Source organism: Flavobacterium restrictum, from assembly GCF_007097245.1.
Taxonomy (GTDB): domain Bacteria; phylum Bacteroidota; class Bacteroidia; order Flavobacteriales; family Flavobacteriaceae; genus Flavobacterium; species Flavobacterium restrictum.
On record NZ_VJZT01000011.1, the window covers coordinates 13615 to 34851 of the forward strand.

The 21237-nt window shown below is 35.5% G+C and carries 25 protein-coding genes; 3 read left to right on the top strand and 22 right to left on the bottom strand.

Annotated elements, in window-relative coordinates; translation table 11 throughout:
- Window positions 1-56: 56 nt before the first annotated feature.
- Window positions 57-2252 carry a DNA helicase RecQ gene (gene recQ, locus FNW21_RS10915; RefSeq protein WP_144256779.1) on the top strand — a complete coding sequence of 732 codons (2196 nt, stop codon included), beginning with the start codon at window positions 57-59 and terminating at the stop codon, window positions 2250-2252.
- 115 nt (window positions 2253-2367) lie between these two features.
- Here recQ and FNW21_RS10920 read toward each other — a convergent pair whose 3' ends face one another.
- Window positions 2368-2661, bottom strand: a complete 294-nt coding sequence (locus tag FNW21_RS10920; protein ID WP_144256780.1) for a hypothetical protein — start codon at window positions 2659-2661, stop codon at window positions 2368-2370.
- Window positions 2662-2832: 171 nt separating this feature from the next.
- Here FNW21_RS10920 and FNW21_RS10925 point away from each other — a divergent pair, with 171 nt between their 5' ends.
- A complete protein-coding gene (locus FNW21_RS10925; protein ID WP_144256781.1) occupies window positions 2833-4395 on the top strand; it encodes an NAD(P)/FAD-dependent oxidoreductase in 1563 nt (520 codons plus the stop codon).
- Window positions 4396-4400: 5 nt separating this feature from the next.
- Here FNW21_RS10925 and FNW21_RS10930 read toward each other — a convergent pair whose 3' ends face one another.
- The 4 genes from FNW21_RS10930 to msrB form a co-directional block, all read right to left on the bottom strand.
- Entirely contained in the window at window positions 4401-5498 is a 1098-nt protein-coding gene (locus tag FNW21_RS10930) for a glycoside hydrolase family 130 protein (protein WP_144256782.1), read from the bottom strand.
- A 51-nt stretch (window positions 5499-5549) separates the two neighbouring features.
- Window positions 5550-6029, bottom strand: a complete 480-nt coding sequence (locus FNW21_RS10935) for a nuclear transport factor 2 family protein (protein WP_144256783.1) — start codon at window positions 6027-6029, stop codon at window positions 5550-5552.
- 172 nt (window positions 6030-6201) lie between these two features.
- The gene (msrA, locus tag FNW21_RS10940) at window positions 6202-6825 is read right to left on the bottom strand and encodes a peptide-methionine (S)-S-oxide reductase MsrA (protein WP_144256784.1); all 624 of its coding nucleotides are present in this window, start codon (window positions 6823-6825) and stop codon (window positions 6202-6204) included.
- A 1-nt stretch (window position 6826) separates the two neighbouring features.
- The gene (gene msrB, locus FNW21_RS10945; protein ID WP_144256785.1) at window positions 6827-7387 is read right to left on the bottom strand and encodes a peptide-methionine (R)-S-oxide reductase MsrB; all 561 of its coding nucleotides are present in this window, start codon (window positions 7385-7387) and stop codon (window positions 6827-6829) included.
- 216 nt (window positions 7388-7603) lie between these two features.
- Between msrB and FNW21_RS10950 the strand changes: the two genes are divergently transcribed.
- A complete protein-coding gene (locus FNW21_RS10950; RefSeq protein ID WP_144256786.1) occupies window positions 7604-8161 on the top strand; it encodes a DUF4494 domain-containing protein in 558 nt (185 codons plus the stop codon).
- A gap of 341 nt (window positions 8162-8502) precedes the next feature.
- On the opposite strand, the gene FNW21_RS10955 is transcribed toward FNW21_RS10950, so the two are convergent.
- The 17 genes from FNW21_RS10955 to FNW21_RS11035 form a co-directional block, all read right to left on the bottom strand.
- Window positions 8503-8997 (bottom strand): SRPBCC family protein, encoded by a 495-nt coding sequence (locus FNW21_RS10955; protein ID WP_144256787.1) that lies wholly within the window; start codon window positions 8995-8997, stop codon window positions 8503-8505.
- The gene (locus FNW21_RS10960) at window positions 8994-9314 is read right to left on the bottom strand and encodes an ArsR/SmtB family transcription factor (RefSeq protein WP_144256788.1); all 321 of its coding nucleotides are present in this window, start codon (window positions 9312-9314) and stop codon (window positions 8994-8996) included. Before FNW21_RS10960 ends, FNW21_RS10955 begins: the two co-directional genes overlap by 4 nt.
- 468 nt (window positions 9315-9782) lie before the next feature.
- Entirely contained in the window at window positions 9783-10736 is a 954-nt protein-coding gene (locus tag FNW21_RS10965) for a Fic family protein (RefSeq protein WP_144256789.1), read from the bottom strand.
- 399 nt (window positions 10737-11135) lie between these two features.
- Window positions 11136-11393 carry a Txe/YoeB family addiction module toxin gene (locus FNW21_RS10970; protein WP_144256790.1) on the bottom strand — a complete coding sequence of 86 codons (258 nt, stop codon included), beginning with the start codon at window positions 11391-11393 and terminating at the stop codon, window positions 11136-11138.
- A gap of 1 nt (window position 11394) precedes the next feature.
- Window positions 11395-11649, bottom strand: a complete 255-nt coding sequence (locus FNW21_RS10975; RefSeq protein ID WP_144256791.1) for a type II toxin-antitoxin system Phd/YefM family antitoxin — start codon at window positions 11647-11649, stop codon at window positions 11395-11397.
- A 212-nt stretch (window positions 11650-11861) separates the two neighbouring features.
- The gene (locus tag FNW21_RS10980) at window positions 11862-12533 is read right to left on the bottom strand and encodes a hypothetical protein (RefSeq protein WP_144256792.1); all 672 of its coding nucleotides are present in this window, start codon (window positions 12531-12533) and stop codon (window positions 11862-11864) included.
- 165 nt (window positions 12534-12698) lie between these two features.
- Complete coding sequence (locus FNW21_RS10985) at window positions 12699-13004, bottom strand: hypothetical protein (RefSeq protein WP_144256793.1); 306 nt, start codon at window positions 13002-13004, stop codon at window positions 12699-12701.
- A 14-nt stretch (window positions 13005-13018) separates the two neighbouring features.
- Entirely contained in the window at window positions 13019-13378 is a 360-nt protein-coding gene (locus FNW21_RS10990) for a hypothetical protein (protein ID WP_144256794.1), read from the bottom strand.
- Window positions 13379-13600: 222 nt separating this feature from the next.
- Window positions 13601-14362, bottom strand: coding sequence for a tryptophan synthase subunit alpha (gene trpA / locus FNW21_RS10995; protein ID WP_144256795.1), 762 nt, complete (start codon window positions 14360-14362; stop codon window positions 13601-13603).
- A gap of 56 nt (window positions 14363-14418) precedes the next feature.
- On the bottom strand, window positions 14419-14739 hold the full coding sequence (locus FNW21_RS11000; protein WP_144256796.1) for a gamma-glutamylcyclotransferase family protein: 321 nt from the start codon (window positions 14737-14739) through the stop codon (window positions 14419-14421).
- A 179-nt stretch (window positions 14740-14918) separates the two neighbouring features.
- The gene (trpB, locus tag FNW21_RS11005) at window positions 14919-16100 is read right to left on the bottom strand and encodes a tryptophan synthase subunit beta (protein WP_144256797.1); all 1182 of its coding nucleotides are present in this window, start codon (window positions 16098-16100) and stop codon (window positions 14919-14921) included.
- 81 nt (window positions 16101-16181) lie between these two features.
- Window positions 16182-16838 carry a phosphoribosylanthranilate isomerase gene (locus tag FNW21_RS11010; RefSeq protein WP_144256798.1) on the bottom strand — a complete coding sequence of 219 codons (657 nt, stop codon included), beginning with the start codon at window positions 16836-16838 and terminating at the stop codon, window positions 16182-16184.
- Between the two features lie 74 nt (window positions 16839-16912).
- A complete protein-coding gene (trpC, locus tag FNW21_RS11015) occupies window positions 16913-17695 on the bottom strand; it encodes an indole-3-glycerol phosphate synthase TrpC (protein WP_144256799.1) in 783 nt (260 codons plus the stop codon).
- Between the two features lie 14 nt (window positions 17696-17709).
- On the bottom strand, window positions 17710-19068 hold the full coding sequence (locus tag FNW21_RS11020) for a Fic family protein (protein WP_144256800.1): 1359 nt from the start codon (window positions 19066-19068) through the stop codon (window positions 17710-17712).
- 58 nt (window positions 19069-19126) lie between these two features.
- On the bottom strand, window positions 19127-20119 hold the full coding sequence (gene trpD, locus FNW21_RS11025) for an anthranilate phosphoribosyltransferase (RefSeq protein WP_144256801.1): 993 nt from the start codon (window positions 20117-20119) through the stop codon (window positions 19127-19129).
- Between the two features lie 65 nt (window positions 20120-20184).
- On the bottom strand, window positions 20185-20595 hold the full coding sequence (locus FNW21_RS11030) for a GNAT family N-acetyltransferase (protein ID WP_144256802.1): 411 nt from the start codon (window positions 20593-20595) through the stop codon (window positions 20185-20187).
- Window positions 20596-20651: 56 nt separating this feature from the next.
- The gene (locus tag FNW21_RS11035) at window positions 20652-21218 is read right to left on the bottom strand and encodes an anthranilate synthase component II (RefSeq protein ID WP_144256803.1); all 567 of its coding nucleotides are present in this window, start codon (window positions 21216-21218) and stop codon (window positions 20652-20654) included.
- Window positions 21219-21237 lie beyond the last annotated feature (19 nt).

The window sequence follows — 21237 nt, forward strand, 5'->3', positions numbered from 1 at the left end:
AAGAAATTAGTATCTTTATGAAGTGCAAATTTATACAAAATACCATATAATCAAGAATGAATTCAAACGAAATTGACATACACAAAGAATTAAAAAAGTATTTTGGCTTCAGCCAATTTAAAGGCTTACAAGAACAAGTTATAAAAAGCCTACTCGACAAGCAAAACACGTTTGTGATTATGCCTACGGGTGGCGGGAAATCGCTTTGTTACCAGTTGCCAGCTTTGATTTTAGAGGGAACTGCTATTGTGGTCTCGCCTTTGATTGCATTGATGAAAAACCAAGTTGATGCCATCCGAAGCTTGTCATCGGAGAACGGTATTGCCCATGTTTTGAATTCCTCACTGAACAAAGCCGAAATTGCCCAAGTAAAAAAGGATATTACCTCTGGATTGACCAAGCTATTATATGTAGCTCCAGAATCCTTGACCAAGGAGGAGTATGTACAATTTCTTCAAAATGTACCCATATCTTTTGTCGCTATTGATGAAGCGCATTGCATCTCGGAATGGGGACATGATTTTAGACCTGAATATCGAAATTTAAAAAGCATTATTCATCAATTGGGTGACGTCCCTATTATTGGCCTTACTGCAACTGCTACGCCAAAAGTACAAGAAGATATTCTCAAAAATCTAGACATGGCGGATGCTACTACTTTTAAAGCGTCCTTTAACAGACCAAATTTGTACTATGAAGTGCGTACCAAAACCAAGAATATTGAGTCAGATATTATTCGTTTTATAAAACAACACAAAGGAAAATCAGGTATTATTTATTGTTTAAGCCGCAAGAAAGTAGAGGCCGTAGCCGAAGTCTTGCAGGTTAACGGCATTAGTGCTGTCCCATATCATGCCGGTTTAGATGCCAAAACGCGAGCAAAACACCAGGATATGTTCCTCATGGAAGATGTAGATGTGGTGGTGGCAACCATTGCTTTTGGGATGGGAATTGACAAACCCGATGTGCGTTTTGTGATTCACCATGATATTCCAAAATCATTAGAAAGTTATTATCAAGAAACGGGGCGTGGCGGTCGTGATGGTGGCGAAGGGCATTGTCTAGCTTATTATTCCTATAAAGATGTCGAAAAATTAGAAAAATTTTTATCTGGAAAACCAGTCGCGGAACAAGAAATAGGATTTGCCTTATTGCAAGAAGTTGTCGCTTATGCCGAAACGTCAATGTCACGGCGTAAATTTTTACTGCATTATTTTGGAGAAGAATTTAGCAGCGAAACTGGCGAAGGAGCTGATATGGACGACAATGTTCGCAATCCAAAAACCAAAGTCGAAGCCCAAGATCAAGTGGTCAAATTGTTGAGCGTTGTTCGGGATACCAAGCACATTTACAAATCCAAAGAATTAGTTTTTACCTTAATAGGTCGCGTCAATGCTGTTATAAAAGCGCACAAAACAGATTCTCAAACCTTTTTTGGCTCTGGTGCAGATCATGACGAAAAATATTGGATGGCCTTGTTGCGACAAGTACTGGTTGATGGTTTTTTGTCCAAAGATATTGAAACCTATGGCATTGTAAAAATCACCAAAAAAGGATTGGCATTTATCAAAAAACCTGAATCCTTCCTGATGTCCGAAGATCATGAATACAACGAATCCGAAGATGAAGCCATAGTTACGGCCGCAAAATCAACAGGAACTGCTGACGAAGCTTTGATGGGAATGTTGCGTGATTTACGAAAAAAAGTAGCCAAAAAATTAGGGGTACCTCCATTTGTCGTTTTTCAGGATCCATCGCTCGAGGATATGGCTTTGAAATATCCTATTTCATTAGAGGAATTAACCAATATTCATGGTGTTGGGGAAGGGAAAGCCAAGAAATATGGTAAAGAATTTGTCGATTTAATACAACGTTATGTAGAAGAGAATGACATCATTCGCCCAGAGGATTTGGTGGTCAAATCGACAGGTGTCAATTCGATAAATAAACTATATATCATTCAAAATATCGACCGTAAATTGTCATTAGACGATATCGCTTCCGCAAAAGGGTTAACGATGGACGCTTTAATCAAAGAAATGGAGCAAATTGTATATTCGGGCACCAAGCTCAATATTAAATATTGGGTTGATGAACTCCTGGATGATGATCAACAAGAAGAAATTCACGATTATTTCATGGAATCCCATTCGGATAATATTGAAGAAGCACTCAAGGAATTTGATGGCGATTATGATATTGATGAGTTGCGATTAATGCGAATCAAATTTATTAGCGAAGTGGCCAATTAATATCCTCCTAAATCTCATGGAGGAATTGAAAAACAGGATAAATTTCAGGTAATTACCAAAAAAACTTCGTTTACGAAGTTTTTTTGGGTTTTGAGAATCTGCTACTCTAATTTTTCTAGGCTTCCTCACTTTTGGGGAGAGTTGGGCAGGGGAATACTTCTCCTCGATGTGGTTTCAAAGCATCTCGCACCAGAATCATATTTTCTTGGGTAACCACCATAAAAGCGATGGCGTACATGTCATTTTTGATTTCAAAACCAGTTATATTCAACTCTAATTTTTCGATTGCAATGTATTCTTTGAGATGAATTTCGTGATGTTCCGCAATTTTTGCAGCGACAGGTCCACGAAAGTCCCAAATTAGTTTTATTTTTTTGATTGTTTCGTTTTGGCTTATAGATTCAGGCATTTTTTATCTTGATTGGAATGTTGAATGAATTAAAAACACAAAGATACGAAGTCTGATTTAAAAATGGATTTCCTATTTAGTTACAAGTTTCACTTCAAAATACTACTTTTGCATAGCTGATTTGGTTTTTCGAACGAACGAATAGCACAATCAACGCATAAATTGTATCAAATGCCTCAAGAACTCCTTTTACAAGTCACTCCAGAAATAGCTTCTAGCGAATCGCTACTCAAAGACCATTTGTGCAAACAAATTAAAGTGAATAGCAATGAAATCCAACATGTTTTGGTTTTAAAACGCTCGATAGATGCTCGTCAAAAAGCAATCAAAATCAATTTGAAAGTGGCTATTTATTTAAAAGGGGAACCTTTTCAGGAAACGAAAATTCAACTTCCAGAGTATAAAAACGTTGCAAATTCTCAAGAAGTACTTGTTATAGGAGCTGGGCCTGCTGGACTTTTTGCTGCATTGCAATTGATAGAATTAGGTTTAAAACCAATAGTTGTTGAACGTGGAAAAGACGTTCGTGGTCGTCGTCGCGATTTGAAATCCATCAATGTGGATCATCTAGTCGATAAAGATTCTAATTATTGTTTTGGCGAAGGTGGCGCGGGAACCTACTCTGACGGAAAATTATACACGCGTTCCAAAAAACGGGGCGATGTCACTAGGATTCTCGAATTGTTAGTCGCTTTTGGCGCATCGGAGGATATTCTTGTTGAAGCACATCCGCATATTGGAACGAATAAATTGCCGCAAATTATTCAGGATATTCGGGAAAAAATTATCGAATGTGGTGGAATTGTTTTGTTCGAAACGCGTTTGACTGATATTATCATAAAAAATAACGAAGTACAAGGTATAGTTACTCAAAATGGAGATACAATTACTGCTTCAAAAATAATTCTTGCAACTGGACATTCTGCTCGTGATATCTTTGAATTATTAGACAGAAAAAAAGTTTTTATCGAAGCCAAACCTTTTGCCTTGGGCGTAAGAGCTGAACATCCGCAGTCGTTAATTGATAGCATTCAGTACAATTGTGATTACCGTGGATCGCTACTTCCGCCAGCACCTTATTCAATTGTAAAACAGGTAAATGGTCGTGGTATGTATTCCTTTTGTATGTGTCCCGGAGGTGTAATTGCTCCTTGCGCCACGAGTCCCGGCGAAGTGGTTACAAATGGTTGGTCGCCTTCTAAACGGGATCAAGCCACTGCAAATTCGGGGATTGTAATTGAATTAAAACTGGAGGATTTTGCTCCTTTTGCTAAATTTGGTGCTTTGGCAGGAATGGAATTTCAAAAAAGCATAGAGCAAAAAGCATGGCAGTTAGCAGGTCAATCGCAAAAAGTGCCTGCACAGCGAATGGTCGATTTTACACAAAATAAAGTTTCATCCGAAATTCCGAAAACATCCTATGTTCCCGGAACTACATCGGTAGAAATGGGACAGGTTTTCCCCGGTTTTTTAACTCAAATTTTGCGAGAAGGTTTTACCGAATTTGGAAAATCCATGCGGGGTTATTTGACTAACGAGGCAATTTTGCATGCGCCAGAATCAAGAACTTCCTCCCCGGTACGCATTCCAAGAGATGCTTTTACATACGAACATCTTCATGTAAAAGGCTTGTATCCATGTGGAGAAGGTGCGGGTTATGCTGGAGGAATTATCTCGGCGGCTATTGATGGCGAGAAATGTGCCCAAATGATTGCGGCGGTTTTGAAATGTTAATTTTTCTAGTTTTCCGCTTTTACGGCTACAGCAATTTTAGAATCGGCTGTTCCGTAATACAAAAGCCATTTGTTTTTGAAATAAACCAATCCTTCAACAAAACAAACTTCATTGACCTCGCCTGATTTCTCGTACGGTTTATCAGGATGTATAAAATTAGTTTTGAGTCGGTTGATGAGTTTGTATGGATTTTCTTTGTCAAAAAGTGCTTGTCCCGCCGCATACGTATATTTAGGAAGTTTTGGGTCGTTATAATTTAGTGCATTGCTGCCGTTATAAATAAGGAGAATTCCATTTTCTTGAAGCAAAGCAAATGGCCCAGGCTCTACCAAACGGCTATCAAAATACCCCATTCGTGGGTGTAAAACGGTAATCATTTTTTGATTTTCTTCATTTACGGCAACTTTCCAATGGATTAAATCAACCGATGTCGCCATATTCAAATCCGAATCGCCAAAGTACATCCAATAAAGTCCTTTTATTTTTGTTGCAATGATTCGATTGTTGCTTACTTTACCCACAATAGCACCCGATTTTGACCATAAATCTTTGTATTTCTCGTCTTTTGCAACCAAACCCTGTTTTACCCAAGTTTTTAAATCTTTGGAACTGGCCAAACACAATCGAGCTGTTTTTCCATCATACGAAGTATAGGTCATAATATACGTTCCATCAGGGCTTTCTATAACTCTAGGATCTTCAACGCCACCTTTCCATTCGTATTGTTGCATAGCATCAACATCAGGAAAGAATATTGGTGCGGGTAATTTTCTAAAATGGAGTCCATCCTCGCTTACGGCCAATCCTAATCGGGAGGTCATTTCGTGATCTTGTGCTCTATAAATTAAGTAAACTTTGCCGTCTTTTATAATTGCCGATGGGTTGAGCACATTGCGCTCTTCCCAATGAACTACTTTATGACTTACAGGGCAATTAAAAATTTGATTGGAATCTGGAGCCAAAATAGGATTGATGCTATCCACTTTTTCAAAATCTAGCATAGCCCAATTTTGGGATGATTTGGATATTGATGTAACTACGGTATTGTTTTTTTTGCAACTAATAGAAAGCAAAATCAAAAAAATCAGTATTGTGTTTTTCATGGCGACAGAAGATTCGTTTAAAAGATTATTTTTTTGGTTTTAATACTAAAATTAATGGTCGTAACTGATGACTCTGGAAATTTTCCATTGGTTATTGACTTTTTTCCAAATCATTAGAAACTTGAAAGTACCTAATTCTTCTTTTCCATTTTCGATATGTCGAAATTCATGAATTCCTATTTCAATGGCGCCAAAATCTTTTATCGGATGCACTTCTAGCGTTCCTTTGACTAATTTTCGAGTAAGTTTGTTAACGTTTCCAAACATAGTCTCGAAATTTTTAAAAACAGTTTCATACGAAAGTAATCCGCCATTGTCTTGATACCATTCTAAATCTTCGGTAAATAATGCCTTGAATTTTTTGAAATCTTTAGTATTGAAATCTTCAAATACCACTTGATCCATTTGTTCAATTTCCGAATACAATTTTACCGTTGTAGGTGCTACTTTTTTTTCTTGTGCATCTACAGAATAGGCAAACATTACTAAAAGAACTAGAATAAATGGAACGCTATTTTTGGGAAATTTCATGACATTTTTTTAGTGTAAGGCTAATGTAATTGTTTTTATTCGATAATTGTGTTCAAAACCACCATTCCTTTTAATCCCGATCTTGATATAATTGGTTAATAATAAATAAGTAGCATATTTTTAAAATAAAAAAACCGCTCATTTTCAGAAGCGGTTTCATTTGAGTAGTTTATTATTTCTTTTTTAAACGATCCTTAAATAGTTTTTCGAATTTTTCTATTTTAGGCTGAATTACCATTTGACAATACGGTTGGTATTTATTGTTTTGATAATAATTTTGATGGTAATCCTCGGCTTTGTAAAATTGCGTTAACGGTTCTAGGGAAGTGACAATGGGAGCATCGTAAACCTTTGCTTTTTTTAAAGAAAAAATTATGTCTTGTGCCGCTTTTTTCTGTGTTTCGTTTTTATAAAAAATTGCCGATCGGTATTGTGTGCCACTATCCGCACCTTGACGGTTTAAAGTGGTGGGGTCATGAACGGTAAAAAACACTTTGAAAATTTCGTCCAGACTGGTTGTATTTGGGTCATACGTAATTTGAACCGCTTCGGCGGCTCCCGTATTTCCAGTACAAACTTCCTCATAAGTTGGGTTTTTTACTTTGCTTCCTGTAAACCCTGAAACAGCTGATTGTACTCCTTTTAGATTTTCGTAAACCGCCTCAACGCACCAATAGCAGCCACCGGCAAGTGTTATGGTTTCTAGGGATGTAGTTTTTGGAGTGTTTTTAGATTCTTTTTGTTGGGCAAATATTCCAGTACTTGCCAGTAAAATAAGGGCGATTATTTTTTTCATTTTAGTTGGTTTTAGTATCAGGTTCAAAATCCAAAGCGATAGAATTCATACAATATCTTTTTCCAGTAGGAGCAGGACCATCGTCAAAAAGATGTCCTAAATGCCCGCCACATCTGCCACAAAGTGCTTCGATTCGTTCCATTCCTAGCGAATTATCGGTTTTGTAGACTACGCTTTTTTTATTTTCTTGTTCAAAAAAACTGGGCCAACCACAACTGCTGGCAAATTTGGCTCCTGAACGGAAAAGGGTATTGCCACAAGCGGCACAATAATAGGTTCCTTTCTCGTCCGTGTTCCAATATTTTCCGGTAAAAGGGCGTTCGGTATCGGCATGTCGAGAGACTTCGTAAACCGCTTCGGGCAGTATTTTTTTCCATTCGGCGTCGGTCAAATTCAGTTTGGTTTGATCCGTGTGGGAATAGTAAGGATTGTTGGGCTTGCTGTTGTTTTCCATTGTAGCGGCTTGTTTAGTTGCATTAGTTGTCGTTGTTGTTTGTCCACATGCCGTTAGCATAACGAGTGGAATCATAAAGAGGAAGTGGAGTAGCGTTATTTTTTTCATGATTTTATTTTTATAATTCAAAGGTATGTATTCTGTTTTTTCCTAAATGTCGTGCACTTTACAATTGTAATTTATTTAACTATTGTTAGTTACGTTAAGAATTGTTTTTTGGTTTTCAAAAACGTTAAAATTGGGATTTAGCATTATTATTTGCAGGATAAAAATGCTTTTTTTATTCTCTAAAATCTATCTTTGGCATCCTTAAAAAAAATAACGATGAGCACAACTTGGTACGAATGCAAAGTAAAATATAGAAAAACCGACGATACTGGAAAACAAAAGGTCACCACAGAACCGTATTTGGTCGATGCCTTATCTTACACCGAAGCCGAAAAGAGAATTAACGAAGAAATGGCGACTTACATTAGCGAAGAATTTAAAATCACGAATATAAAAGTGGCCAATTTTAGTGAGATTCATCCCTTTGAAAATGCCGATCGCTGGTTTAAATCTAAAGTTTCGTTACTCGCCTATGACGAAGAAAGTGGCAAAGAACGCAAGACCAATATGTATATTTTATTGCAAGCCAATGATATAAAAGAGGCTTATGACAACACCGTTCAAGTCATGAAGGGCACGATGGGCGATTATAGTATTCCTGCTATTGCCGAATCACCAATTTTGGATGTTTTTCCTTATTTTTCGGGAGAAGAAGGGGAGCTGGAACAACTAGAAAAATTCAATGCACTTAAAGCCTCTGTGCCCGAAATTGCGTCTCCAGAAATAGAAGATACCACGGAATTTGATGCCGAGATTGTGGCGGAGTATAATTAATTAATTCCAACAATACTTAACGAAAAATTGCTTTTTGTTACAAAGAAACCCTTTCTGTCTAATTGTAGATTTGAAAGGGTTTCTTGTGTAGACACTTTGCGGTATCTGGATGTTTTTTGAGGCTTTGTTGGCTTGATAGTGTAGGTTTTAAAAACCTGACAGATGTAGATGAAAATTCCGTTTGATTATCAATTAAATATAAGCAAAATACCCTACGAAAATTCGATTTTTTGTATTTTAAAAAGCACCATAATACAAGAATTTACGGCTATAAAGAACGTTTTTAAACAAAAATGAATCAGCTATCCAGTCATTAACTATCTCGAAAACGAAAATCATTTTTAGGATACAGTTGTTAAAAGTGCTTCTAGATAGTTGAGCGTCATGGTAAAACCGCCTTGAAAACCCATTTCGATCATTTTCTCTAAACGGGCAAGCGACTCATTATAAATAGTGATTTTGACTGTTGTTATGCCGTTTTGTTCGCTAAAATGGTATTCCCATTGCGAACCAGGTAATTCAGGATTCTCGTCCTTGTCTGCAAAGGAATTCAACATTTTGAAATTGGTTTTTGAACTAATCGAAGTGAATTCTTGTATTGACCAATGCTCTTGTCCTTCTGGGCTGACCATGGCGTAAAATCTTTTTCCGCCCACTTCAAAATTCATGTATTTAGTTTTGGATGCCCAAGGTTTAGGTGCCCACCATTTATCTAGAATTTCTTGTTGGGTAAACGCATCCCAAACCACCGAAAGTTCCGCAGCGAATGCCTTGTTTATGAATACCGTTTTGGCTGTTTTGTCTACGGTAAAATCAAATTGCAACTTGTTTTTCATATTTTCTGATTTTTAAGAGTTACTAATACGTTATCCAATTGGTTAAATCGCGTTTCCCAAATTTTTCTGTATTGGGATAACCAAACATCTATTTCTTTCATTTTTTCAATTTGAAGCGAATAATAAATGGCTCTACCTTGTTGCTCTTGCTGGACTAACTCACATTCCGTCAAAATTTTGAGGTGTTTAGAAACGGCTTGTCTGGTGGTGTCAAAATGGGCAGCCAATGCGTTAGGTGTCATTGCTTGTATAGCAATAAGTGCAATAATTGCCCTACGGGTAGGATCAGCAATGGCTTGAAATACATCTCTTCTCATTTTGGAATATCTATATATGAAACTAATTGGTTGCAAATATATGCGCAACTTTTTGGTTTCGCAATTATTTTATGATTATTTTAATTGTATAGTAGTATTTTTTTGTGAAGGTTTGTTTTTGTTGTCTTGGGATGGGAGGTAACTCGGAAACTTGTACCAGCTAATTAAGAGATTTAGAAACAGGTTTTTACCTGTACTCAAAGTGGAATATAACATTGGCAAAACGGCACACCACAAAATCTCGCAAAATCGTATCTAAAGATTTTAATTAACGAAATTCGATAAAAATACTGTTGCCGAAATTGTAATGATATGCAGAATTGATAGGAAGTCTGGAGACTTGGTAGCGTACAGTTGCGACTTTATAAACGCTACTTTTTCTATTACTGCTAAACGTAGTTGTGTAAAATATGATTTCCATTAATACAAAGCGAGTAATTTTATAAAACGACTCTTGGCAACAGTAATTTATTTTATGATATATCTGGTTTTATTTAGATTTCCAATACTTTCAAATAGTTGTAATTCTATCCCTTTTTTAAGATCTCTACTTGCCGTTGCTGATGATATATCTTTAAAAATATTCATATACTCTTTTCTAGTAAACGCTGTTAAGCCAAGTTTTATGAAGTAATCTAATCGATCAACATCTTTTAAAATTCTATTGTTATAGTTGAGCAAACTTACTAAAGATTTGTTTATTACATCAAGCATGTATTCAATAAAAAATGTTGATTTTCCTGATTTATCACTTAACGAAAGTGATTTATAGTATTCATCTTGAGTTTGACTAATTAAAGTTTCGAAAGGAAGAAATTCAAATACTGGATATTCGTTCATGAGTATTAAAGTTTGCCATAATCTCCCCATTCTGCCATTACCATCTAGAAAAGGATGAATAAACTCCATTTCATAATGAAATACGCAACTTTTGATTAATGTTAATTCATCAGAATCTTTCAAATAGTGGAATAAATTTTTCATTTGATAGGGAACATTTTCAAAAGGCGGTGCCATGTGCTCCATTTTAGTTCCTTTAACTATTCCAACACTTTGCTTTCTGTATTTTCCAGCATTTTCAATTAATCCATTCATTAATTCGGAATGCGCTTTTAAAAAACTCACATCCGAATAAAATTTAAATTCATTTAGTTTGTCATAAACTGTAATTGCGTTTATTACTTCCAGCACCTCTTTTTTTGGACCAATTATCCTTTTGTTCTCTATTAATGCAGTGATTTGCTCTTCTGTCAAGGTATTCCCTTCGATTTGCAAAGAGGAATGAATTGTTTTTATTCTATTTTGTTTTCGTAATTTTGGGGATTGTTTATTTAGATAATTAGCATTTACTTCACCAAGTTTTTGTGAAATTGAAGTAATCAATTTTAAAATTTCCGAAGTAATGTCATAAGGTGGTTTCATTGATACTATCATTTGATAGTATCAAAAGTAGTTTTTTATCTCTAAATGTCCAAATAGTAGTGTTGGGATTGCTCTCGTTATTAGATGTTATGGCGGGTGTAAGGAAGCCTTAAATTTAGGTTACTGACAAATCTTCCAAATACAAAACTAACTTTCCATTAAGCCAATTGCCCAAATCCTTTGTAGTATCTATGTAAAAGCATAACTTAAAGTTACTAAAAACGAAGATTATGCCATTACAAGATGACTTATTAAAACCAAAGATATTCATTGGCTTAGATATTCACAAAAAAAGCTAGACAGTTTCGATTCAAACTGATTTATTTTTTCACAGAACGTATTTGATGCCTTCTGTTGCCGAGGATTTATTTCAATATTTGGCTGTTAGCGGTATTAATATTAGTCGTAATGATGTCTACATTTCAAAATTTGAATTTCATCATCGATAAACCTGTAAATTAATCTATGTTCATCATCAATTCTTCTTGACCAAAATCCAGCATACTTGTGTTTCAATGGTTCTGGCTTTCCTATTCCTTCAAAAGGATTTCTTGAAATATCTTTGAGTAGTTCATTTATTTTTTTAACTTTATTCTTGTCAATTTTTTGCCAATACAAATAATCTTCCCAAGATTCATCAACAAATACATATTTCATTTTATTCCTCAATTAAGTCTTTAGAAAATGACTTACCATTTTTAAATTTATCTACAGCAGAATCTAACCTACTTTCGTTAGTTCTGTTTGATAATTCATAATTTGTTGCAATTAGTGAATTATATTCTGCAAGTGAAATAACAACAATTCCTGAATCTTTTCCACGATTTATGATTAGAGTTTCAAAATTTATTGCCACTCTATCAAAGTAAGATTTAATATCTTTTCTGAAATCTGAAATATTTGTTACTACCATAATTATTATAATTTGTACAAATATATGTACAATATTTTTATTTTATGCAATATTCGTCAAAATATTACTGCCAACGTTCTCAGGCTTTTACGAGGTTGCGGACTAAAGAAGCCGAAACTTTCGGTTAAACACTAAACTCAAAGATACAAAACCAACTTTAAATTAAGCCTAAAACCCGCAATCTTGCAAAACCTGTGTTGGCAGATGGTTTTTTATTCTTTTTTGTTTCTGTTTTTTGTTCCAAAATATCCAGCCCAAAGTGAAAGTATTGGAGCAATTACAGCAATCAATTTTAAAGGCGGTATTCCTTTTCCTTTATATATTCCATAAATAACAATTATGACTACTGAAATTGTCATTATTATAAGAAATGGATAAATCCAAACTCTTTCAAAAAAAGTTTTTTTTCTAATTATAGTTATTTCGTTTACTTCTTTAAAATTCTGAATTTTAGTTTCTAAATCACCAGTAAATTCATCAAATTCTTTTGTATTGCAAAAATTTGAATTTGAGTACATTTTGAATTTTTCGCCATTCAAAAGTTTTATCTGTAATAATGTGCCATTGTAAACTTGAACTAAATAATTTTCAATTTGTTTAAATTCTATTTCTTTGATTTCATTGTCTAGCACAATTTTTACTTTTTCATTTTCTAATTTTGCTGAACCTGAATTTTTAATTTTTTTACGATTAAGCCAAAAAATAAAAAAAGGAATTCCAAAACATAAAATTAGAAACGTTGCAAAAAAAATCATTTTAGGTAAATGAATAAATTTTGCAATTCCAAGTATTCCAATGAAAGATAACATGAAAAAACCAAAACATATTATGAATAATTTAGTTGCAAATTTTTGATTAGAATATTCAAATTTATATTCTTGCATAATTTTAGTTTTCTTTAGTTTTCTTTGGCTCAAAATCTCTGCCAACGTCCCCGCGCTACAAGCAGTTTGGGACTAAATTAAGCCCATTATTCGGATTTGCCAAATCTTCCAAATACAAAACCAATTTCAAATTAAGCCAATTGCCCAAATTGCTTGTAGCGTGTGTTAGTGGCTGTTTTTATTTTTCCGTTTTATCTTTTCAATTTGAGACTTTTCCACATTGTCTAATTCTGGTGTTGCGCTTATTCTTGACAAAAAATTAATTGTTCCAGTTGTTTTAAACTTTTTTGTTGCCAAAACAATTCCAATAATTAAACCAATAACTGCAATCAAAATTCCAATTAGCGTTCCAGTTAGATTAGGAAACTTATGGTAAATTCCAAAACCGAATGCAATTCCAATTAAAGTTGGCGAGAGCACAATTTGTATCCAACCAACAATTTCTGTTATTTTATCAAGTATTTTAAACATCTCATTTATATTTATTAACCTTGACGAACTTTTATGTCAGTTACAATTCGTTTTGAATTTAGAATGATTGTTAAAAGTCCTGTATTAATCCCAGTTCCAGTATAACCCAAAGAATATGTTAATTCAGAGTTATTATTATCAATTGGTTTTCCCAATAACTTTATAATTTCAGATTCAGATTTGCCGATAAGCTCATGATTATTTCGCAAACTATTCATCATATCCCAACGTAAAGTCCAATTTTCTTCTGCGTTCAAATCAGAATTTTTCCACTTTTCGCTATTGAATTTCTCACCAGATATTCTTCCTCTTAAAGAAAATGCAATGATTAAAATAACGATAAAAGAGATTGATGTTTTATAAATAGTTTTCATTTCTGTTTCTGATTTTTTGGCAAAATAGCCACTAACTCCTAGATTAATCTGTCAAAATCATCCAAAGCCGCCCTTTTTAGGCTAACTACGTATGACAATACCAAATACAACCACCTCCGAAATATATAAAAATAATCTTATAATTAATTTAAAGTTTAGTAAATAAAAAAGCGGCGTTTAAAATACCTTTAAACGCCGCTTTGGTTTGATTACAAAAAGATATTATCGAATCGCTTCCACAAACTCCCCAATACTTCCAACTCCATTATTCGTAAGGTTTTGTATAAAAGCGCTGCCTATGATAGCGCCTTTGGCAAATTGTGTGGCTTGGTTGAAGGTTTCTTGATTGCTGATTCCAAAACCAATGATTTGCGGATTTTTGAGGTTCATAGCTGCTATGCGCTTGAAATAAGTTTCCTGCGTGCTACCAAAACCCGATTGCGAGCCCGTAACACTTGCAGAACTAACCATATAAATAAATCCATCCGAAACGCTGTCAATAAAATGAATACGCTCGTTTGAGGTTTGTGGCGTTATCAGGAAGATGTTTTTGAGTCCGTATTGTTCGAAAGTAGCTTTGAATTCCTCGGCATAAACACCAACAGGTAGATCGGGAATGATTAATCCATCGATACCAATTTCGGCACATTTCTGGCAGAATTTTTCTATTCCGTATTGCAACATTGGGTTGAAATAGCCCATGATTACCAGCGGTATGGCAACCGTTTTTCGGATATCTTTTAGTTGGTCAAACAACACTTGGGTGGTCATGCCGTTATGCAGGGCTTGGGTGGAACTTTCTTGAATCGTGGGTCCATCGGCTAATGGATCGCTAAATGGCAATCCAATTTCGATCATGTCGACCCCGTTTTTTTCTAAATCTTGGATGATTTGTACCGTATCATTCAAACTGGGATATCCTGCTGAAAAATAGATGGAAAGTATTTTTTTGTTTTCTTGTAGTTTTTGGTTGATGCGATTCATTGGGTATGTTTTATCAGGTTTTAAGCTGTTTTTTTGACGTTGTAATTGTATTGATTTTAGGTTGCTACACTATACACCCACACAATATCGTTGGATTGTAAATGTACTTCTATGCGTTTGTAATGCAATCCTTCGTATAAATCGGCTTGGCGGAGATCATTTGAAGTGATTTCGTAAAGGATGCCGCTAATGGTATCATTTGGATCGTTGGTCTCCACGATGATGGGGTAGTGGGTAATTCCAAATTCTTCTTCAATTTGAATTTCATTTAGCACATAACCAATGAGTGTTTCGGGTGTTCCTTGCAGGATGCGTCCAAAAATATTTTCCTGAATGTCTTCGTTTTGCAAGGTGCCGTAGGTGAATAATTTTTGCATAGTTTCTATTTTTTTTGAAAGTGTCAACCGTTCCTAATTCCTATTTTCGTGTGCGTTAGGGATGGCAGTGGAGCTCTTTTTTAGTTATTGCCGCGGGCTTAAACCTGCGGTAATGGATAAAAAAAGCGGGAACGTACAGCCCGACCCGACCTTTTCGGGAGGGTAACGCCCCAATTAGGTTACAATTTGAAATAATCGATATAGGTATTGAGGTCTTTGTCGCCACGACCGGAAAGATTGATGACTACAATGTCGTCTTTCTTGAATTTCATTTCGTCTAGCACGGCAAAGGCATGGGCACTTTCGATGGCGGGAATGAGGCCTTCCATTTTGGATAATTTCAAGCCCCAATTCATGGCTTGCTCATCCGTTATGGAAATGAATTGTGCTCTACCCGTTTCGAATAAATTGGCGTGCATGGGACCTACACCCGGGTAATCCAATCCTGCGGAAATGGAGTACGGCTCGGTGATTTGACCGTCTAGAGATTGCATCAAGAGGGTTTTGCTGCCGTGAATAACGCCTACTTTTCCTAGTGCAGAAGTGGCGGCACTTTCGCCCGAATCTACGCCTAAACCTGCGGCTTCGACAGCGATAATTTTCACGTCTTTTTCGTCCAAAAAGTGGTAGTAAGCTCCTGCGGCGTTGCTCCCGCCACCCACGCAAGCAATAACATAATCAGGGTTTTCACGGCCTTCTTTTTGTAATAATTGCTCTTTGATTTCCTTTGAAATAACGCTTTGAAAACGCGCTACCATATCCGGATAGGGGTGTGGTCCTACTACGGAACCAATTATGTAATAGGTGTCTACGGGGTTGTTGATCCAGTCCCGAATGGCCTCGTTAGTGGCGTCTTTTAAGGTTTTTGACCCTGAAAGTGCTGGACGAACTTCGGCTCCCAACATTTTCATTCGAGCCACATTGGGTGCTTGTCGCTTGATGTCGATTTCGCCCATGTACACGATGCATTGCAAGCCCATCAAGGCGCATACGGTAGCGGTTGCAACACCGTGTTGACCTGCGCCAGTTTCGGCAATGATGCGGGTTTTGCCCAAGCGTTTGGCAAGCAAAATTTGCCCTATAGTATTGTTGACTTTGTGCGCACCTGTGTGGCATAAATCTTCTCGTTTGAGGTAGACTTTGGTATTGTATTTTTCGGATAATCGGGTGGCAAAATACAAAGGTGTTGGTCTACCTACATAGTCTTTGAGCAGTGCCTCAAATTCTTCTTGGAATTCAGGTTCGGCGGTGACTTTTAAGTATTGTTGGCGTAATTCTTCTACATTTGGGTAAAGCATTTCGGGGATGTAGGCACCACCAAATTGTCCGTAATATCCTTTTTCGTTGACGTTGTATGACATTTTTTTATTTTTTTTATTTTAGACGTTGCAATGCAACGTCTTTATTTTGAATTTTTATTTTAGACAATAATTCAACGTTTTTTATTTTAGACGTTGCAATGCAACGTCTCTACATAATTGTACGTTTTTTAATCCGGGTTCTATTTCAAATTTACTATTTACATCGATGGCATAAATGGGTAATTTTTTTATTGACACGTTGCAATTGGTAGATACGTTGCATTGCAACGTCTCTACCAATTTTTTTATTTCCTCGATTCCAATGCCTCCGCTCAAAAAAAACGGTTTGGTTGATGGATAATTTTCTAAAACTTTCCAGTCGAAAGTGGTTCCGTTGCCTCCAGGTAATTTTCCTTTGGTATCAAAAAGAAAAAAATCACAAACCGATTCAAATGGTTTTAGTATCGTAAAGTCAAAGGTATCCAAAATTGAAAATACTTTTATGATTTCAATTCGGTTTGGTATACTTTTTTTTAATTTTTCGCAAAACGCAACCGATTCAGCTCCATGAAGTTGAACGGCTTGTAAATCGTGTTTTTCAATTTTTTCTAGAATTTCTTCAACAGTTGCATTGACAAAAACGCCTACTTTTTGGATTGATTTTGGCAATTCTGGAATGATTCCGTCAAAATAGCGTGCCGATTTCTCCCAAAATATAAAGCCCATATAATCGGGTAGGAGCGCGCCTACTTCGAGAATATTATCGGGGTATTTCATGCCGCAGATTTTGAGTTTCATTTTGTTTGTTTTTTAGCCACAGATTTTCACAGATTTTCACAGATTTGATTTGCGTTAATTGGTAAAAGTCGTGTTTAAATTAATTTTGAAATAAATTCGGTTGCCGCTTTTCCCGCATTATCGGTTTTCATAAAGTTTTCACCAATCAAAAATCCTTGGTAACCGTAGGATTTTAGTTCATTGATGGCTTCGATAGAACTGATGCCACTTTCGGAAACTTTTACAAAATCATTTGGAATTTGGTCAGCCAATTGTTTACTGAAATCCAAGCTGACTTCAAATGTTTTTAGGTTGCGGTTGTTCACCCCAATCATATCTAAAGTTGGCATGATTGATTTTTGCAATTCTTCGAGATTATGCACTTCGAGCAACACTTCCAATCCTAAACCTTTGGCAAATTCTGATAAGGATTTGATTTCCTCCCGAGTTAAAACCGCGGCGATTAGCAAAATCAAATCGGCTCCGTGTGCTTTGGCTTCTAGGATTTGGTATTCATCAACAATGAATTCTTTTCGTAAAAGCGGAATAGTTACTGAAGCTCTTGCCAATAATAAATCGTCCAATGAACCGCCAAAATACTTTCCATCCGTTAAAACCGAAATTCCGCAAGCTCCGGCATTTTCGTACCCTTTTACCACTTCTTCTACCGTGAAACTATAATTAATTTCGGCTTTAGATGGCGAACGGCGTTTGTGTTCGGCGATGATTCCAGAGTGGCTATTTCGTAAATTTTGACTTAATGAAATGGTCTTTTTTCCAAAAAATACCGAAGCTTCCAATTGTGAAACAGGAATGATTGATTTCTTGAGAATGACTTCTCTTTTTTTGTCGATTATGATTCTATCGAGTATGTTCATTTTGTTTTTTAAAATTATTGAATATCATTTTTGATATTATTAATTATATTTTTTCCTAAATCTTTTTTTACTTTTTCAATCTCTTCTTTATGAGGAAATTCGTTGTAGGCAAAATTGGTTTTCCAAATTTCAAGATGATTGACTGAAAGTTTCAAATTGTAACTTGTTGTTTCAAACGAAAGAGAAAAATTTATTTCATAGATAGTATTGTTTTTTGCCTTTTTTAAACCATATTTCAAATGATTCCATTCTACTTTATAAATATCATTTTCATAAATCTCGTGTCCAAATATTGTAATTTCTTTAGGTTTAGTAGATTTTTCAAACGGATTGAATATCGGTAATATTGATTTTGTAGGATATATTTCGCTTTGACGATTAACCAAATGTTTTGTTTTACTTTCACTAAATAAATCATCAAATTGATTTATAATAATAGATAATGGCTGCCAAACGTCGGTATTTATAAATTGGAATATATCATAAATGTTTATTGGAGATTTTGTGAATATTTCACCTTCAAGTTGTCGTTTTAACAAACTAATTTCTTTTTGCAAATCATCCTCTTCTTCAATATCAATATCCTGAATAGCCTTTAAAACTAATTGTTCTGAACGTTCAATTAATCCTGCACAATATTCAAAAAACAACTCTTTAGAACCTCCGTATCCTTGAATATCGCTGATGTAGTTGTAATAAATGGCACGGTCTTTTTCATTAATCCAAAACGGATTATATCCTAAAGAAATAAGAATTAGATTAGTTAATATTCTGGCTGTTCTACCATTTCCATCATAAAATGGATGAATGTCTAAATAGTCCAAATGAAATTCCATTGCAACATCAATTGGATGCGGTGCATTTTTTTTATTGGCATTAATAGCATCAATAGAAGCATTGGTTTTGTTTAAAAGAGCGTGAATTTTCTCTGGAACTTCTTCAGGAGCAACAAACAAATATTTTTCTCCTTTAGAATTAATGATTTCGTTAGCTTGCTCTTTCCACTGTCCAATTTTATTTTTCCTCTCTGGATTTTCTTCGTGCATAATACCAGAATGGATTTCTTTAATCCTTTTTTCTGAAAGCCTTAATTCTCCCTTTCCAATGCGTAAAATTTCAGCAATCACTTGATCGTGACCTTGCATTTCCAAAACGTCTTTTAATGGTTTGTCATTAACTGTAAGATTCCCAACCATTACACTACGAGTTTCTTCAATAGTAAGTGTATTACCTTCCATACTGTTGGAATTAAAATTCCATTCTAGTCTGAATTTGTAATTTATTTTCTTTTTTTGTTCAATAGTGAGTTCGCCAAAAGCAGCAACTTTAGCTTTTATAGCATCTATTGTGTCTTTTATCTTTTCGTAACTCATTATCTTTTGTTTAAAGGTTTATTTTACTTAAATTTTAAAGTTAATTAATTCCGAAACTTTATTTACTTAATTCCTGTAATTTGTTCAAAGCTACGAGTCCTTTTCCGGATAGTAAACTTTCTTGCGCTATTTGAAATCCTTCTAAAGTCGAGCATCCATTTACCGTTGCAATTGCCATTGCGGCATTGGCACAAACCACATTATTCTGGGCTTCAGTTCCTTTTCCCGATATGATATTCAAGAACATTTGAGCCGATTCATCTATAGTTTTTCCACCTTCGATTTCGCTTTGAAGCAATTGTCCAACTCCAAAATCTGCTGGTTTTAGTACGCCTTCCATTCTTTTGGTTATGGTTTTGGTCGGGCCAGTCAGCGATACTTCGTCATAACCGTCCAATGAATGCAAAATGGTGAAATTTACATCGGTATTTTGATACAAATACGCATACATTCTGGCGAGTTCCAAATTGAAAACGCCTACCAATTGGTTTTTAGGAAAGGACGGATTAATCATTGGCCCGAGCATATTAAAAAAAGTTCTTACACCTAATTCTTTTCTAATTGGACCTACGTTTTTCATGGCAGGATGAAATAATGGGGCGTGTAAAATACAAATACTAGCCTGATCCATACACTTTTCCAGAAAATTAGCATCGTTACTAAATTTTACACCCAGTTTTTCCATCACATTACTGGAACCTGAAATAGACGAAACCCCATAATTACCATGTTTTGCCACTTTTATTCCTGCTCCAGCCGCTACAAACGACGCTAAAGTCGAAATATTGAAAGTATCCTTGCCATCGCCACCCGTTCCGCATAAATCGATGGTGTTGTAGGCGGATAAGTTCACCCGAATGCACAATTCCAACAAAGCTTCTCTAAAACCAAAAAGTTCGTCAATGCTAATACTTCTCATCATGTAAACGGTCAAAAATGAAGCAATTTGACTTGGGTTATAACTTCCGTTGGAGATATTGACCAATACATTTTTGGCCTCTTCCTTGGAAAGTTGCTCGTGATTGATTAATCTATTTAATATTGTTTTCATTTTTATTGTTTGTATTACGGTAGAGACGTTGCATAGCAACGTCTCTACCGCACGTTTCTACATTTTTAATGTTCGTTTCCAGAATAAATCCACATGGGTGCTGTATTTCCAGCGCGTTCAAAACCATTTTTCTTATAAAAATCAATTGATTTCCCATCTGCGGTTAGCATTTGCATGTGGTAATGATTGTATTTCTCTTGCATTTTGTCCATTATCATTTTTCCAATTCCTTTGCCTTGATAGTCAGGAAGTACTAATAAATGTGGGTAATAAACGGTTAAATACCCATCAGAAATAGCGTTTCCCAGTCCCACTAATTTGGTTTCATCCCAAGCCGTAATCAAGGTTTCAGAATTCAAAAGACCATTGTACAATTGAGTTGGTTTATTTGCCGAACTCCATTCATTGGCTTTGTATAAATCTAAAATAGCTGCAATATTTAGATTTCTTGTTTCGGAAATTTGGATGTTTTTCATTGTTATTGTTTTTATTGTGTAGATATGTTGCATTGCAACGTATCTACGTCACGTTTTTATGATTTCAACCAATTCTCCAAAATCTTTTTCCCGTTTGGTGTCAACACGCTTTCTGGATGAAATTGTACCCCACGAACATCATATGTTTTGTGACGCAACGACATAACTTGTCCGTTTTCGTCAAATGATGTGGCTTCTAAAACATCGGGTAAACTGGCATCGACAACCCAAGAATGGTAGCGTCCCACTTCGAATTCATCTTCTAAACCTTCAAATAAATGTTCGTCTGTTACCGATTTTTTTACCATCGATGAAACCCCATGATACACTTTGTCTAAATTAGAAAGTGTTCCACCAAAGACTTCTCCGATGGCTTGTTGACCCAAGCAAACGCCAAGAATACTTTTGGTTGGTGCATATTTAGCAATCACGGCTTTCAATAAACCTGCTTCATCCGGAATTCCTGGCCCTGGAGAAAGTAAAATTTTGTCGAAATGGGCTATTTCGTCAATATCAAATTCATCGTTACGGTAAACGGTAACTTCGCAATCTAAATCTTCCAGATAATGCACTAAATTGTATGTGAAGCTATCGTAATTGTCTATGACTAGTATTTTTTTCATTTTTTTATCTTTCTTCTTG